This is a genomic window from Jidongwangia harbinensis (assembly GCF_020216025.1).
GTDB lineage: Bacteria > Actinomycetota > Actinomycetes > Mycobacteriales > Micromonosporaceae > Actinoplanes > Actinoplanes harbinensis.
Genome location: NZ_JAIWNC010000001.1, coordinates 33,252 through 49,139 on the forward strand (window position 1 = coordinate 33,252; position 15,888 = coordinate 49,139).

Below are 15,888 nucleotides of genomic sequence, written 5' to 3' on the forward strand. Positions count from 1 at the left end.
CGCTCCCCGGTGCAGGATCAGCGGGCCGGGACGGCCGGGTGGAGCGCCCTGACGTGACATTGGACGTGCACCGGGCTCACCTCCCTTCTCGCTGAAGCGTCACATTACCCGCGGGCTGGTCCGGGTGGCGTTCGTGCTGTTCGGCCTCTTCGGCGTCGGGGAACTCGGGTACCTCGTCCTCTGGGTTCTCATTCCGCGCGCGGACCACTGACCCGGACACCGGCCGTCATCCCGGCAGGAACGTGGTGGGCCTCGTGACCTCCGCGGCGGCGGCCCTCGTGGCATCGGCGGCGGTGGCGCGGTGCCCGGGACGGCGGGTCAGGACCTGCGGGCCGGAAGCCGTGACGGCGACCGTGTGCTCGGAGTGGGCGGTGCGGGAGCCGTCGGCGGAGCGGATCGTCCAGCCGTCCGGGTCGAACATGATGCGGTCGGTGGAACGGCAGAACCAGGGCTCGATGGCGACGGTGAGGCCGGGATCGAGTCTCATGCCGCGGCGGGCGCGGCCCTGGTTGGGGATGTGCGGCGCCTCGTGCATGGTGCGGCCGATGCCGTGGCCGCCGAACTCGTCGTTGACGCGGTAGCCGTACGCGTGGGCGACCTCGCCGATCGCGGCGGAGATGTCGCCCAGCCGACCACCGGGCTGGGCGGCGGCGATGCCGGCCTCCAGCGCGACCTCGGTGGCCTCGATCAGCTTCTGGTCGGCCGGGTCGGGGGTGCCGACGATGACGGAGAGCGCGGAGTCGGCGACCCAGCCGTCGATGCCGACCGCCATGTCGATGCTGAGCAGGTCGCCGTCGCGCAGCGGGTAGTCGTGCGGCAGGCCGTGCAGCACGGCGTCGTTGACCGACAGGCACAGCACGTTGCGGAACGGGCCGCGGCCGAACGAGGGAGCGTAGTCCCAGTAGCAGGATTCCGCACCGCGCTCCTCGATCCGGCGGCGGGCGTGGCGCTCGATCTCCATCAGGTTGACGCCGACCGCGGCGACGCCGCTCAGCTCGGCGAGCAACTCGCCGACGAACTGCCCGGCGACCGCCATCCGGCCGATCTCCTCGGCGGACTTCAGCTCGATCACGACAGCCTCCCTCTCCGGTTGCGGTATTTTTATACCACGCAGGGCCGGAGGCGTTCGGCGGGTATCCTGCGGGCATGGTTCGCCAACCACTCACCGCCGAACAGATCGCCGCGGGGCAGCGCCTCGGGGCCGCCCTCCGGGTCGCCCGGGCCGGGCGCAGCCTCGGCGAGGTCGCGCTGGCGGCCGGCATCTCCCCCGAGACGCTGCGCAAGATCGAGGCGGGCCGGCTGCCCGCCCCGGCGTTCGGCACGGTGGTCTGCCTGAGCCAGGCCCTCGACGTCCCGCTCGGCGACCTGGCCGACGTGTGGCTGGCCGACATGCGCATCCGCCAGGCGTCCTGAGCACCGACCGCGAGCAGGTCCCACGGCCGCCGAGCCGGCACGCCCCGAGTCGGCCAATCCCGCGTCGCGCCCCGGCATTCGCCGTGGACACCGGCCTGACGGTGCACATGGTCTCGCCCCGGGTGACGATATGTGGCGTCGTCCTGACCCGGCGCCTTGTCCGGCACGCGACTTTCGCCCGGCACGCGGTTTTGCCCGATATGCCACCGCGCCTCGACGAGATCTTCGCGGGCGCGTGTGGTTTACCGGTGCGGTCGATGGCGCAAATCCCCACAACACGCACACACGGCCGACACGTGCCGAATTCCGGTGCGGTCGATGCCGCAAATCCCCACAACACGCACACACGGCCGACACGTGCCGAATTCCGGTGCGGTCGATGCCGCAAATCCCCACAACGCACACGCACGGCCGACACGTGCCGAATTCCGGTGCGGTCGATGCCGCAAATCCCCACAACGCACACGCACGGCCGACGCGTGCCGAATTCCGGTGCGGTCGATGCCGCAAGTCCCCACAACGCACACGCACGGCCGACGCGTGCCGAATTCCGGTGCGGTGGATGCCGCAAGTCCCCACAGCGGCGGGCGTCGGCGGATGGGTGGAGTTCGCCCGCGCCCGAACGGATAGTCAGGCGGCAGACGAAGCCGACAGTTCGGGCACTGGCGCGCCGGGGCAGGTGCCGGTTGGCGCCGCCGGAGCGGAAGCTCTTGCGGAGGGCCCGAGGTCGGGCTTCTCCGCATCGTGGTGACGTGCGGGCCGTTCCGTGAATGACGGTGCGCGATAAATCTTGGAGGCCGGCCCAGTTCTTGGCGCGCGCCGGCCCCTCTCTCTGGGGGCGTGGCGCCGCCAGTATCTGCCGACGCCTCCAAGACCTCGTCGGAACAAGGCGGCATTCCGGGCAAGTTGCGCGCCAGGTATCGGGAGCCGGGGACCGAGAGCCGGGCACCGGGCACCGGGCACCGGGCACCGGGAGCCCAGGCACCGGGAGCCCGGGCATCGGGAGCCCGGGCATCGGGAGCTGCCCATCGGCGCCGAGCCACCCGTCGGCGCGCACTTCACCAACCCCCGCCCCGCATACCGCCACGATTTCGTCCGCGTTTCGCCAGCGTTGATCGCCGATCCGGCACCGCTGTAACGTCGCTCACCGCGCCACCCGCGGACGGAGAACCGCGCCCTACCGATTTTCCACCTCGGTAACCCGGCGGACCGAGGAAAGCCGCCTCAGGCACCATTCCGCATCGTCCGGGAAATGTCGCCGAAGCAAATCCTGCATTCCATTCCGGCCTAAGGTTCGTGACCCGACGGAAATGTGGTGACCAGGACTCGCGCATCCCGAAGCGCTGCTGTTCCCTGATAGCGACGCCGATGTCACGACGCTCGATATCAACGTTTCCGGGAGCCTTCATGACGGCATCGTCCGCACCACCGGTCCGGGCCGGAGCCCGCCTGGCCTGGCGGCCGCTGCAGCGCTCGACGCGGGTCGCGATCATCGCGGCGCTCGCCGCCACCGTGTTCTACCAGCTGTTCCTGCTCAATCCCGCGTATCGGGGTCCCGGCTGGCTGTGGGTCACCATGCTGGCCGCCGAGGGGCTGACCGCGCTGCATCTGATCGGTACCTGGTGGACCATTCTGGCGCACGACGACCGGCCCGAGCCGGTGGACGCCACGGTCTGGCGCAATCGACTGCGGGCCGGCGCCGACGTGCCGTCCATCGACGTTTTCATCACCGCGTACGGCGAGGAACCCACGTTGGTCCGGCGCACGCTGCTCGCGGCCCGGGACATGGAGTTGCCGCACCGCACCTTTCTGCTCGACGACGGCGACAGCGACGAACTGCGCCGGATCGCCGACGACGCGGGGGTGGGTTATCTGCGGCGCCCGGGCGGCGCGCACGCCAAGGCCGGCAACGTCAATGCGGGGCTCGCCCGCACCGACGGCGAGTTCGTGGTGATCTTCGACGCCGACCATGTGCCCGAGCCCGGCTTCCTGCTCAGCATCCTGCCGCACTTCCACGACCCGGACGTGGCGTTCGTGCAGTCGCCGCAGTCGTACACGAACAACGTGAACCTGGTCGCCACCGGCTCCGGCGAGGCGCAGCGGATCTTCTACGAGCTGGTCTGCCCGGGCAAGAACCACTTCAACGCCGCGTTCTGCGTCGGCACGAACGTGATGTTCCGCCGGGTGGCGCTGGACAGCATCGGCGGCATCTGGACGGGCAGCAACTCCGAGGACATCTGGACGTCCATCGAGCTGCACAAGCGGGGCTGGAAGTCGATCTACGTGCCGCAGGTGCTGGCCCGGGGCCTGGCACCGCAGGACGTCCCGTCGTACCTGAAACAGCAGTTGCGCTGGGCCAGCGGGAGTTTCGAGGTACTGCTGCGCGGGCGGTTGTTCAAGCGCGGCATCGGCCTGACCATCGACCAGCGCCTGCAGTATCTCTTCTGCGGCACGCACTACCTGTTGTCCGTGGCGATGCTGACGTTCATGTTCTTCCCGGCGCTCTATCTGCTGTTCGCGCTGAGCCCGATCCGCGCCGACGGGGTCGCCTGGGCCACCCACTACCTGCCGTTCCAGGCGGCCGTGCTGCTGGTCACCTGGCTGCAGTCCGGCGGGTTCAAGCTGTCCGCGATCGTGGCCAGCATCGGCGCGGTGCCGGTGCATCTGCGGGCGCTCGGCGGCGTGCTGATCGGCCGGCCGGCGAAGTGGAAGGTCACCAACGCCGGTGGCCGCGCCGACCGGTCGTTGTGGGCGGTCATGCCCCTGGTCGCACTGCTGCTGCTGAACGTGACCGCGATCGTGGTGGGCGTCCTCGTGATGGCGGACCCGGCGCCGACCTGGCTGTCCGTCGGGTGGGCCGGCATGATCGTCCTGGTTCTCGGCCGGATGATCATCGAGTCGGTCACCGGCGGCCGGATCCGGCACCGCACCGCGGCCCCGGCCGCGCGGCCCGCGCACCTGTACCCGCCGATCGGCGGACGGCTCGACCCCCAGCCGCAGTCCGTTGCGGCCGCCGCCTGACCCAGGCCACCCCCCCGCCGAGAGAGGCACGACCATGACCACCACCATCGACGCCGCCATCGACCAGGACCAGAGCCCCACCGTGCCGGAGAGCCCCGGCGCCACACCCCCGCCGCCACCGCGCCACCGGCTGCGCCGGGCCCTGCGCGTCCTGCGTACCGTGGTGGTGGTGATGATCCTGACGGCCGCGGCCGTCACCGGCGGCACCTACGTGGTGCGGCAGCGCCTCGCCGAACGGACCATGGTGGACACCGGCACGGCCGTGCTGACCGCCCAGCCGATCACCGTGGGGTCCGCCGACGCCGCCGTGGTCACCCGGTTGCTGGCCACCGAGCGGATGAGCGTGACGGCCGGCGCGGTCCTGGCCACCATCACGCTGACCGCGGACGGCGACGGTCCCCGGGTGCAGAACCTGCGCGCCCCCGCCGCCGGCGTGGTCGCCGAGATCAACGTGGCACCGGGGCAGATCGCCCGGGCCGGTGAGCCGATCGTCACCCTGTACGACCCGGCCAAGCTCGCGTTCGAGGTGGACGTGCCGCTGGAGACGCTGCGCAAGCTGCGGCTCGGGATGACGGCCCAGGTGACCGGGCCGGGACTGCCCGGGCGGATCGAGACCACGCTGGAGAAGGTGGAGCCGAAGGTCGACAAGGGCCAGGCGGCGGCCGCCCCGGACCGGCTCACCGTGGTGCTGCGGCCCGACCCGGCCGCTCTGGCGACGGTGCGGACGTTGGTGCCGGGGCTGCGGTTCGCCGTGGTCGTGGACACCACCACGGCCGTCGGCGGCACCCCCGCGGTGAACAGCGCGTGAGTCGCCGGCGATCGGTCCTGACCGCGGTCGTGGCGCTCGCCGCGCTCGGCGCGTGCACGTCCGGGCCGGCCACCCCGCCGCCGGGTCCGGCCGCGGGGACCCGGTCCGGCCCGGTCGCGCAGGAGGCCGGGGGAACACGGTCCGGCCCGGTCGCGCAGGAGGCCGCGGCGACGCCGCTCGCCGTGCCCACGGTGACCGGCCGCGGCAGCATCGCCGGCACCCTGCCGGCCGGCTCGGCCCCGACGAAGGGCCCGGCCCAGGCCGGTGCCCTGGCCGGGCAGGCGGTGCCGACCAACCAGTGGTGGAGTTCCGCCCTGACCGGCCCCCGCACCCAGCCGATCTGGACCCATCCGCTCGCGGTGCACGCCGCCGCGGCCGGTCTGCAGGTCAGCGGCGCGAACGTGACCGCCTCGGCGAACGCCGTCATCACCCCGTTCCAGCCCGCTCTCACCGTCGGCGGCGCCACCGGGGCGGTCAGTGTGGCCGGCTACGGCGCCTTCCACGTCGTCCTGCGGGTCGGACTGGCCGGCGGCGGCTCGGTCGAGGCCACCCTGGTGCAGGGCAGCCCGGTGCTGTGGCTGCGCTTCCGGGGCGCCGTGCCCACCCTGACCGGCGCCTTCCGCGACGCCGGCAGCTCGGCCGGCCGGGCCCGGCTCGACATCGCGGGCGGGCGCTGGGACGTCCTCGGCGCCGGCCTGGCCCTGGCCGGGTCCACGGTCACCGGGACGGGTGAGCGGCTGGCCGTGGCCCGGGTCCCGGACGGCGCCGACCGGGCGAGCTGGGAACGCGCCAGCACGGGCGATCCGGTCGTGCAGACCACCGCCACGGCGGCGTACGACGCGACGGCCGGCACCGTCACCCAGACGCTCACCGCCCGGCGGGCCGGCGGGACCGGGGTGTGGGCCCTGCTGCCGCACCAACGGGCCGGGCTGGTCGCCGGACCGGCGCCGCTGACCGGCAGCTACCCGAATTCCCGGGGCCCGATGACGCTCGTGGCGGCCGCCGCGGTGCAGGTCCGGGTGCCGATGCCCGGGCTGCTCACGGCCGTGCCCACGGTGCCGCTGGGCGCGGCGGCGACCCGGGCCGTACACGCGGATCTGGAGCGCGACCTGGCCGACCCGCCCGGCGCCGGGGGCAGCTACTTCGGGCTCAAGGAGCTGGGCCGGCTGGCGACCGTCGCGGAGGTGGCGGCCGCCGCCGGCGCGGACGCGCCGCGCGGGACGGCGCTGGACCGGCTCCGCCCGCAGCTGGTCGACTGGCTGACCTACGGCGGCCCGTCCGACGGCCGGTACTTCGGTTACGACCGGACGTGGGGCGGGCTGATCGCGGTGCCGGCCGAGTTCGGTGCCCAGGACTACAACGACCACCACTTCCAGTACGGCTACCTGGTCCGCGCGGCCGCCGTGCTGGCGGCGGCCGATCCCGGGTTCGCCCGCGACTACGGCGACGTGGTCGACCTGATCGTCCGGGACTACGCCGGATCGCTCGCGATCGGCCCGCCGAGCGGGTTGCCGCCGTTCCGCGCCTTCAACGCGTACCTGGGCAGCTCCGCCGCCTCCGGGTTCGCGCCGTTCGCGGACGGCAACAACCAGGAGTCGTCCAGCGAGGCGGTGGCGGCCTGGGAGGCGGTGGTCCGCTGGGGCCTGGTGCGTGGCCGGCCGGAGATGACCGGGTACGGCGTCGCGCACTACGCGCTGGAGGCGGCGACGGCCCGGATGTACTGGCTCGGTGCCGGGGTGACCCGCCCGGCCGGGTACGCGCACACGGCCGCGGGCATCGTGTGGGACGCCAAGATCGACTTTGCCACCTGGTTCGACCCGAAGCCGGAGTCCGTGGTCGGCATCCAACTGCTGCCGTTGACCGCCGGGGCGTTCTACCGCGGGCCGGGGGAAGCCCGCCGGCGGGACGTCGGCCGGGAGCCCCGGGTGTGGGGCGACCTGTTCGCCGCCGACCTCGCCCTGTCCGACCCGGCGGCCGCCCGGCGCCGGCTCGACGCGGGCGTCACCCGGGAGGAGAGCACCAGCCGGGCGATGGTGCGGTACTGGGTGGAGATGCTGGTGGCCCTGGGCCCGCCGCAGGCCGCGGCGCCGGCACCGCTGGGGACGCTGGCGTTCGGGCCGGCGGACGCGCCGCGGGTGATCGGGGTGCCGGCCGGATGACCGGCATGCGTCTGAGAGGAAAATTCATCTTTACCCCTAGAACTCCGATGTGACGCTTCTTACACTCCCTTGTGTACGACGGGTGATCGAACAAGGGGGTTCCGGTGGCTCGATGGCGCACGGCGACGGCGGGCCTGCTGGCGCTCGGTCTTCTCGTCGGACTACCCGCACCGGCCGCCGTGGCCGCGGAGTGGACGCCCGCGTACGACCTGGAAGGCGCGTGCGTGACGCTGCAGGTGTTCGACGGGTCCACCGCACGCGGGTACGTCCGGCGCACCACCGTCGGCTACGGCTTCACCGGCACCGCGTCGGACGCCGAGCCGTTCCGGTTCGAGGCCACCCAGCTGGGCCGCTACCTGCTCCGGGACTCCGCGGGCAGGCCGCCGTACCAGAGCGTGCTCGGCTGGGTGTGGGCCGGCGACGCGTACGGCGAGCGGGCCGACTGGACGGTCACCGCCGCGGACGGCCGCTACCGCTTCGTCTCGACCGCGACCGGCCGGCGGATGGGCGGGTACCTCGGCGGGCTGGGCGCCAGCAACGCGGACTCGACCGTCGCGCTCGCCCCGGCCGGCGGATGCGCCGCGGTCCCGGACATCACCACCGGCGTCAGCGGCACCCCGTCCCCCGGCGTGGACGCCGACGGCAGGCTGGTCGGCTGGATCGACGCCCACGCGCACATCACCGCGGCCGAGGCGTTCGGCGGATCACTGCACTGCGGTGACGCGTACGCGCCCGGCGGCGCACCGGTCGCCCTGCGGGGCTGCCCCTCGCACGCCACCCTCGGCTGGGGCGCCCTGCTCGAGGCGATCATCGCCGGCACCGACCCGATCAACTCGGCCGAGGACGGCTGGTCCACCTTCAACGACTGGCCGCAGTACGACACCATGCTGCACGAGGCCTCGTACTTCCGCAGCCTGGAACGTGCCTGGCAGTCCGGGCAACGGGTGCTCAACGTGCTGCTGGTGGCGAACCGGATGATCTGCGACCTGACCCCGCAACACACCTCGTGCGACGAGATGGACCAGATCCGGGCCCAGTCCACCTATCTGCGCCGGATGCAGGACTATGTGGACGCCCGCAGCGGCGGCCCCGGCAAGGGCTGGTTCCGGCTGGCCACCACGCCGGCCGAGGTGCGCCAGATCGCCGCGGCGGGCAAGCTGGCCGTCACCATCGGGGTGGAGAACTCGGAGATCTTCGGGTGCCGGGAGATCAACGACGTGCCGCAGTGCACCCGGGCGCAGATCGACGCCGGCCTCGACGAGCTGGCCGGCATGGGCGTCAGCGGCCTCTACCCGGTGCACAAGTTCGACAACGCGCTCGGCGGCACCCGCTTCGACTCCGGCGTCACCGGCGCCGCGATCAACCTCGGCAACCTGATCTCCACCGGACACTGGTGGCAGGCGACCTCCTGCACCGGCCCGTCGGACAACGAGCAACCCCTGGTCAGCGACGACTTCGCCCGGCTGCTGCAGCTCGGGGTCGGGCTGCCGGCCGGCGCCATCCTGCCGGTCTATCCGAGCGGCAAGATCTGCAACGTACGCGGCCTCACCGACCTCGGCCGGTACCTGATCGAGCGGATGATGGACCGGGGAATGATCATCCACCTCGACCACATGAGCGTGCGGACCGCGTCCGCCGTGCTGGACCTGGCCGAGCAGGCCGGGTATCCCGGCGTCGCCTCGGTGCACAGCTGGTCCGACCCCACCATGGTCAACCGGATCCTCGGGGTCGGCGGGTTCGTCGCCGGCTACGCGTTCGCGGCCGGCGACGACGGGCAGGGCACGCCCACCTTCCTGGACCAGTGGCGGGCCAACCGGGACCTGGCCAACGGCGCGAGGATCACCGGGTACGGCGTCGGCACCGACGTGAACGGCCTGGGTACGCAGGCCGCTCCACGCCTGGACGCGGCGGCCCGTCCGCTCGGCTACCCGTTCACCGCCACCAACGGCACCCAGGTCGCCCGGCACGTCTACGGTTCGCGCACGTTCGACCTGAACACCGACGGCGTCGCCCAGTACGGCCTCTACGCCGACTGGATCGTCGACCTGATCGGCCAGTCGGGTCCGGACGCGACACTGCTGCGCGCCCACCTGCTCAACGGCGCCGAGGCGTACACCGCGATGTGGGAGCAGTCCCGCGCGTGACCGGACCGGCCGCCCCGCTCGTCCCGGGTTTTGTTGTCCGGCATTGATTGATCGATCGCGATCGGCCGCCGAACACCGCGATTCCGCTGGTAGACCCATGGCAGTTGGCACATCTACCTGCGGAAGTATCAGCTCTCGCAGGACGAGGCGTTGCGGCGCCTGCGCCTGCAGTCCCGGTCCGACGACATCGTCGGCGCCGTTCGCCGGGCGGTCGGCACGGAGCTGCTGACGTCCGGATGGACCAGCGGGAGGGCAAGCTCACGTTCCGTACCAGCCGGCCCGACGTCGCGACACGCGCACTCGGTGCCGCCGCGGCCGAGGCCAGGATCGTGCCCAGCCGGCACACGGCCGCGGAACTCGCGGCCGCGCGGACCGCCGTGGCGAAGCGGCTGCCGGCCGGCCCCGGTGCCGGCGTCGGCGTGTGGGCGGACCCGGCGACCGAGACCATCAAGGTCACCTACCGGGGTACGGACGACGGCGTCGAAGCCCGGGTGCGGCGGTCGGCCGGCACGGTGGCCGATGCGGGCGTCCCGGTGACCGTCGACGCCTCCGGACCGTCGCCGAAGGCCGACCAGCGGTCGTGTCAGCTGTTGAACTGCGGTCCCACGGTGCGCGGCGGCATGCGCATGCACATCCGCCGGGACCCCGACCACCAGCAGAACGGTCGCCGGGGCTCGTGCACCGTGGGCTTCACGGTGCGGGGCAGCGACGGCTGGGCCTACCTGCTGGCGGCCGGGCACCGCGTGGAGGGCCCCGGCCCGAAGCGGCAGTACGCCTACCACGCCGGCCTACCGCTGGCCTGGGAGAAGGCGGCGCCCGGGTACGACGAACACGACCAGAACGCGCCACCGGATGCGGCGTACTTCATGAATGAGCCGGGCGGAACCTTCCACGACTACGCGCTGATGCCGTTCCAGACCGACGGGATGAACTGGAGCGGCTACTGGCTCAACGGGCGTGGCGGCAACAACCTGGTGGGGGCGAGCTGCACCACGCCCAGCAGCAGGCCGTGCAGCGGTGACACGTACGCGATCAGCGGTGTGCGGACCCGGGAGCAGATCGTTCCCGGCACCGTGGCCTGCGCGACCGGCACCGGCACCATCTACCCCGACAGCGCCGGCTATCAGTGGGGCAGCCGGTGCGGTGAGATCAAGGCCAAGAACATGGAGGACTACTTCTTGCAGGGCAACAGCGGCCACGGCGTCAAGGTCGACATCTGCAGCCGCAAGGGCGACAGCGGCGGACCGCTGTTCAGCCAGCTGGACAGCAAGGCGTACGGCGTCCTCTCCGGCGGCCCGCCCCGGAGCGAGCCGTGCGACCCGGCCCATCCGCAGGAGTACAGCGTCTACACCTCGCTGTCGCACGATCTGCAGGAGGCCGCGCGCCGTACCAACAAGTCGTACAACGTCATCACGACCGCGAACGGCTGAATCCTCCGGGCCCGGCGGGCCACCGGTCGCACTTGCATCTATAGTTGTCGATGGATGCGCTTCCCGGAGGTGCGGCATGGACCAGACATCAGGCTCGAGCGGCCGGATCAGGCAGATCGCCGGCGTCGCCTGCGCGGCGGTACTGGCGGTCACCGCAGTGGCGGCCGCCCCGCGCGCCCACGCCGCCGGCCCCCCGGAGCGCCCGGTCATCACCACCAATCAGACCGGCACCCACGACGGGTACTTCTACGCCTTCTGGCAGGACACCGGCGACGCGGCGCTGACCCTGCGCTCGGACGGTCGATACAGCACCCGATGGAGCCAGGTCAACAACTGGTTCGGCGGCAAGGGCTGGGCCACCGGCGGGCGCCGGACCTTCACCTACTGCGGCACCCTGCACTCCGGCGGCAACGCGTATCTGACTCTCTTCGGATCCACCCGGGAGCCGTACGTCGAGTTCTACATCGTGGAGAACTGGGGCACCTACCGCCCGATCGGCGACTCGATGGGCACCCTGGTCAGCCTGGGCGCCACCTACGACATCTACCGGGTCCGGCGGATGAGCCCACCCGGCTCCCCGCAGTACTACACGTACTTCAGCGTCCGCCAGGAGAAGCGGTCCGCCGGAACCATCAACACCGGCGACCACTTCGACGCGTGGGCCGCCGCCGGCATGCCCCTCGGCACCACCATGGGCTACATGATCATGGCGACCGAGGGCTACCAGAGCAGCGGATGGTCCGACGTGACGGTGGACAGCACCGCCGGCCGGGCGCCGCGGTGCGCCCCGGGGCCACCGTCGACGCCGTGACGCCGAGGCCGGGCCCCGGCCGCCGCACGGCGACCCGGCCGGCACCGAGATGCCGCGGGTTGTTGAGATCGTCGCGGTTGATGAAGCCCGCGCGGACCGGGCGGCGGGACGGCCGGGGTGGCAGGCTGGGCGGATGGAATCGGTCTGGGACTACCCGCGTCCGCCGCGCCTGGAGCGCACCGCCGCCCGGGTGACCGTGGTGCACGCCGGGCTGGTGATCGTCGACAGCGACCGCTGCTGGCGGGTCCTGGAGACCTCGCACCCGCCGGTCTACTACGTCCCCCGCGACGCCGTCGCCGACGGTGTGCTGGAGCCCGGCACGGGCCGCTCGTACTGCGAGTTCAAGGGGGTCGCCGGCTACTGGGACCTGGTCGCCGGGCACACCCGGGTGCGCCGGGCCGGCTGGTCCTACGAACACCCCACGCCCGGCTACACGGACATCGCCGGAGCCGTCGCGTTCTACCCGGGCCGGGTCGACGAATGCCGGGTGTCCGGCGAGCTGGTCCGGCCCCAGGAGGGCGACTTCTACGGCGGCTGGATCACCGCGGGCATCACCGGCCCGTTCAAGGGCGGCCCGGAGACCACGGGCTGGTAGGTGTCCCGAAGCTCTCCACAATGCACGGCTGATCGACGCTCATCCATGAAAGGATGCCCCTCTCTGATCGAAAGGGGTTTCCATGCGGGAGAGCGGAAACGTCGCCCGGGCCGCGGCAGGGCTCGCCTTCGTGTTGGTGGTCGGCACCGCGGGCCCGGCCGGCGCCGAGCCGGGACCGCCGGCCGTGCACCCGGGCACCGGCCCGGAGCGCACGGTCACGCTGATCACCGGCGACCAGGTGACCGTCGGCCGGGACGGCCGGGCGCTGCGTACCCGACCCGCACCGGGCCGCGGAACGATCAACTTCATGGTCCAGCACGCCGGCGAGCGACTGCTGGTGGTGCCGTCCGACGCGGCGCGTCTGGTCGCCGCCGGGCGGCTGGACGAGCGGCTGTTCGACGTGACCGGGCTGCTCGCGGACGGGTACGGCGACGCCGACCGCGACGACCTCGGCCTGATCATGACCGGGTCGTCGCGTGCGGCGGCCGCCACCCGGGGCCTGCGGGTCACCGCGCAGCTGCCCGTGGTGGACGGATCGGTGGCCCGGATCGCCAAGGCGGACGCCCCGGCGGCCTGGCGTTCCCTGGCGGCCGCGGGCGGAAAGATCTGGCTGGACGGGATGCGCCGGCCGTTGCTGGAGCAGAGCGTGCCGCAGATCGGCGCGCCGGCCGCCTGGCAGGCCGGCCTCACCGGCAAGGGCGTCACCGTGGCGGTGCTCGACACCGGCATCGACACCACCCACCCCGATCTGGCCGGTCAGGTGACGCAGGCGCGCAGCTTCGTGTCCGGGGAGCCCGGCGACGCGGTCGGCCACGGCACCCACGTGGCCTCCACCATCGCCGGGACGGGCGCCGCCGCGCAGGGCCGCTTCCGGGGCGTGGCGCCGGAGGCGAGCCTGCTCAACGGCAGGGTGTGCGGCCCGCAGGGCTGCCCGGACTCGGCGGTGCTGGCCGGCATGGAATGGGCCGCGCAACAACGGGCGCGGGTGATCAACCTCAGCCTCGGCGGCCCCGACGACGCGGGGACCGACCCGATCGAGGAGGCGGTGAACCGGCTCACCGAGCGGACCGGCGCGCTGTTCGTGGTCGCCGCCGGCAACACCGGTGAGTGCAGTGTGCAGGACAAGGTCGCCTCCCCGGCCAGCGCCCAGGCCGCGCTCGCCGTCGGGGCCGTGAACCGCGACGACTCCCTGGCCTTCTTCTCCTGCGCGGGGCCGCGCCTCGGCGACGGCGCGGTCAAGCCCGACATCACCGCCCCGGGCGCCGGCATCGTGGCGGCCCGGGTCAAGGGCACCCCGAACGGCGACGCCAACCCGGTCGACGACACGTACGCCCGCCTGTCCGGCACCTCGATGGCCACCCCGCACGTGGCCGGGGCGGCGGCGCTGCTGGCCCAGGCCCACCCGGAATGGACCGCGGCGGACCTGAAGGCCCGCCTGATGGCGTCGGCGCGGCCGCACCCGTCCAGCACCGTCTTCCAGCAGGGCGCCGGCCGGGTCGACGTGGCCCGCGCGCTCGCCCAGCCGCTCGTCGCCGATCCGCCCAGCGTGAGCCTGCCCGGGCAGCCGTGGCCGCACGCCGACGACGCGCCGGTCACCGCCCCGATCACCTACCGCAACGACGCGGCCGAGCCGCTGGAGGTCGCCCTGTCCGTCGTCGCCACCGGCCCGGGCGGCGCCCCGGCCCCCGAGGGCATGTTCACCCTGGACACCGACCGCCTCACGGTCCCCGCCGGAGGCTCCGCGCGGGTCGCGGTCACCGTCCACACCCGGGTCGACGGCGCCGAGGGCGACTACTCCGCCCGTGTCGTCGCCACCAGCGACGGCGAGACGCTGGTGAGCACCGCCGTCGGGGCGCACCGCGAAGAGGAGAGCTACGACCTCACGGTGCACCACATCGGCCGGGACGGGCAGCCGGCCGACGTCGCCGGGGGCTTCATCATCGGCAACCTCGCCCGCTACCTCGCCGTCCGGTACTCGACCCCGCGCGGCACCACGACGTACCGGTTGCCGCGCGGCGAGTTCAGCATGGCCGCCCTCGTCGTCACCGCACGCGACGACGATCCGGCCAACGACGACGTGGCGATCATGGGTACGCCGACGATCGACCTCACCCGCGACACCGCGGTGACGTTCGACGCCCGCGCCGCCAAGCCCATCGACCTGCGCCCGCCCCGGCCCTCGGCCCGGATGCCGTTCGGCTACGCGCACCTCGACCTCTCCGGCCTGAGCGCCTCGGCCTCCGTCGGCATGGTCGCCCAGGGCAGCTTCCAGCGCGTGTTCAGCGGGCACGTGGGAGCGGCCGGCGACCCGAAGCGGTTCCGGGCCGAGGTGACCGGCGACTGGCTGGAGCCCGGCGGCGACGGCGGCATGAGCACCAGCCCGTACGTCTACCACCTCAGCTACTACCGCACGGGACGGAACTTCGACGGGCTGATCCGCCGTCCGGCCGCGTCCGAGCTGGCCAGAGTCCATTCCGACTACGCCGGTGGGGCCGGCTGGGCGGTGGCCACCAGCTCGGCCGCCGTGCCGCGCGGCGAAGTCGTCCGGCGGCTGTACCTGGAGAACAGTTTCCGGCTCCCGCACCAGCTCACCGAATACTTCACCACCGAGGGCATCGACTGGTTCACCACCGTCGACCGGAACCGGATGGTGGACGGCGTGCCGGTGTACGAAGCGCTCCAGTCCACCGGCGAACGGCAGTTCGGACCCGGCCGGACGTACCGTGAGCGGTGGTGGTCCGGGGTGCTCGGCCCGAGCCTGCTGCACCCGAACCACTGGGCCTATCAGAATCTCGGCTCGATGCGCGTGACGGTGCCGCTGCACGGCGACCGCCCCGGCCACTATGGACAGACGAAGACCGACACCGCCCGCACCACGCTGTACCGCGACGGCGTGAAGCTGCTCGAAAGGCCCACCGCCGGCCAGATCTCCGCCCAGGTCGGACAGGCCGCCGCGACCTACCGGCTGGAGACGGAGGCCACCCAGAGCGTCTTCGACACGTCCACCCGGGTGACCGGCTCGTGGACGTTCGCCTCGCCGGGCGCGACCAGTCCGGTCGTGTACCTCCCGATCATGACGGTGCGGGCCGACCCGGAGGTCGACGAGCAGATCCGGGCACCCGGCGGCCGGACGGTCCAGTTCCCGGTCACCGTGCAGCAGACCGCCCCCGATCCGCAGCACCCCGACGCACCACCCGCGGAGGTCACCGGCCTCACCGTCGACGCGTCGTTCGACGACGGGACGACCTGGCAGCCGCTCCGGCTGACCCGCACCGGTGACCGGTGGTTCGCGACCCTGCGCCACCCGGCGTCGGGATTCGTCTCGCTGCGCGCCCGGGCCACCGACGCCGCCGGCAACAGCGTCGACCAGACCATCATCCGAGCGTACGGACTGCGCTGACCGACGCACCGGGCCGTGGGGGGGGGGCGGGGGGGGGGGGGGCCGCGGCCCCCGGCGCGGCCCGGCCCGCGGCCGCGGGGGCGCGCCCGGGCATCCACCGCCCGTCC

At 73.1% G+C, this 15,888-nt stretch carries 11 protein-coding genes; 10 read left to right on the forward strand and 1 reads right to left on the reverse strand.

From position 1 onward, the window contains the following. The first annotated feature begins 115 nt into the window (after positions 1 to 115). Positions 116 to 211, forward strand: coding sequence for a hypothetical protein (locus tag LDL48_RS45430; RefSeq protein ID WP_504785483.1), 96 nt, complete (start codon positions 116 to 118; stop codon positions 209 to 211). Positions 212 to 226: 15 nt separating this feature from the next. Here LDL48_RS45430 and map read toward each other — a convergent pair whose 3' ends face one another. Then, positions 227 to 1,072, reverse strand: a complete 846-nt coding sequence (gene map, locus LDL48_RS00160) for a type I methionyl aminopeptidase (protein ID WP_225252855.1) — start codon at positions 1,070 to 1,072, stop codon at positions 227 to 229. Positions 1,073 to 1,146: 74 nt separating this feature from the next. On the opposite strand from map, the gene LDL48_RS00165 reads away from it, so the two are divergent. The 9 genes from LDL48_RS00165 (at position 1,147) to LDL48_RS00205 (ending at position 15,781) form a co-directional block, all read left to right on the forward strand. Further along, positions 1,147 to 1,413 carry a helix-turn-helix domain-containing protein gene (locus LDL48_RS00165; protein WP_225252856.1) on the forward strand — a complete coding sequence of 89 codons (267 nt, stop codon included), beginning with the start codon at positions 1,147 to 1,149 and terminating at the stop codon, positions 1,411 to 1,413. Between the two features lie 1,407 nt (positions 1,414 to 2,820). Next, positions 2,821 to 4,434 carry a glycosyltransferase family 2 protein gene (locus LDL48_RS00170; RefSeq protein ID WP_225252857.1) on the forward strand — a complete coding sequence of 538 codons (1,614 nt, stop codon included), beginning with the start codon at positions 2,821 to 2,823 and terminating at the stop codon, positions 4,432 to 4,434. Positions 4,435 to 4,468: 34 nt separating this feature from the next. Further along, positions 4,469 to 5,242 (forward strand): HlyD family efflux transporter periplasmic adaptor subunit, encoded by a 774-nt coding sequence (locus tag LDL48_RS00175; protein ID WP_225252858.1) that lies wholly within the window; start codon positions 4,469 to 4,471, stop codon positions 5,240 to 5,242. Then, positions 5,239 to 7,401, forward strand: a complete 2,163-nt coding sequence (locus LDL48_RS00180; protein ID WP_225252859.1) for a glycosyl hydrolase — start codon at positions 5,239 to 5,241, stop codon at positions 7,399 to 7,401. Before LDL48_RS00175 ends, LDL48_RS00180 begins: the two co-directional genes overlap by 4 nt. 104 nt (positions 7,402 to 7,505) lie before the next feature. Continuing rightward, entirely contained in the window at positions 7,506 to 9,545 is a 2,040-nt protein-coding gene (locus LDL48_RS00185) for an amidohydrolase family protein (RefSeq protein ID WP_225252860.1), read from the forward strand. A gap of 236 nt (positions 9,546 to 9,781) precedes the next feature. Next, a complete protein-coding gene (locus tag LDL48_RS00190) occupies positions 9,782 to 10,975 on the forward strand; it encodes a chymotrypsin family serine protease (RefSeq protein WP_225252861.1) in 1,194 nt (397 codons plus the stop codon). A gap of 76 nt (positions 10,976 to 11,051) precedes the next feature. Continuing rightward, on the forward strand, positions 11,052 to 11,786 hold the full coding sequence (locus tag LDL48_RS00195) for a glycoside hydrolase family 11 protein (protein WP_225252862.1): 735 nt from the start codon (positions 11,052 to 11,054) through the stop codon (positions 11,784 to 11,786). Between the two features lie 133 nt (positions 11,787 to 11,919). Continuing rightward, positions 11,920 to 12,381, forward strand: a complete 462-nt coding sequence (locus tag LDL48_RS00200; protein ID WP_225252863.1) for a DUF427 domain-containing protein — start codon at positions 11,920 to 11,922, stop codon at positions 12,379 to 12,381. 82 nt (positions 12,382 to 12,463) lie between these two features. Next, the gene (locus tag LDL48_RS00205) at positions 12,464 to 15,781 is read left to right on the forward strand and encodes a S8 family serine peptidase (protein WP_225252864.1); all 3,318 of its coding nucleotides are present in this window, start codon (positions 12,464 to 12,466) and stop codon (positions 15,779 to 15,781) included. The last annotated feature ends 107 nt before the right edge of the window (positions 15,782 to 15,888 follow it).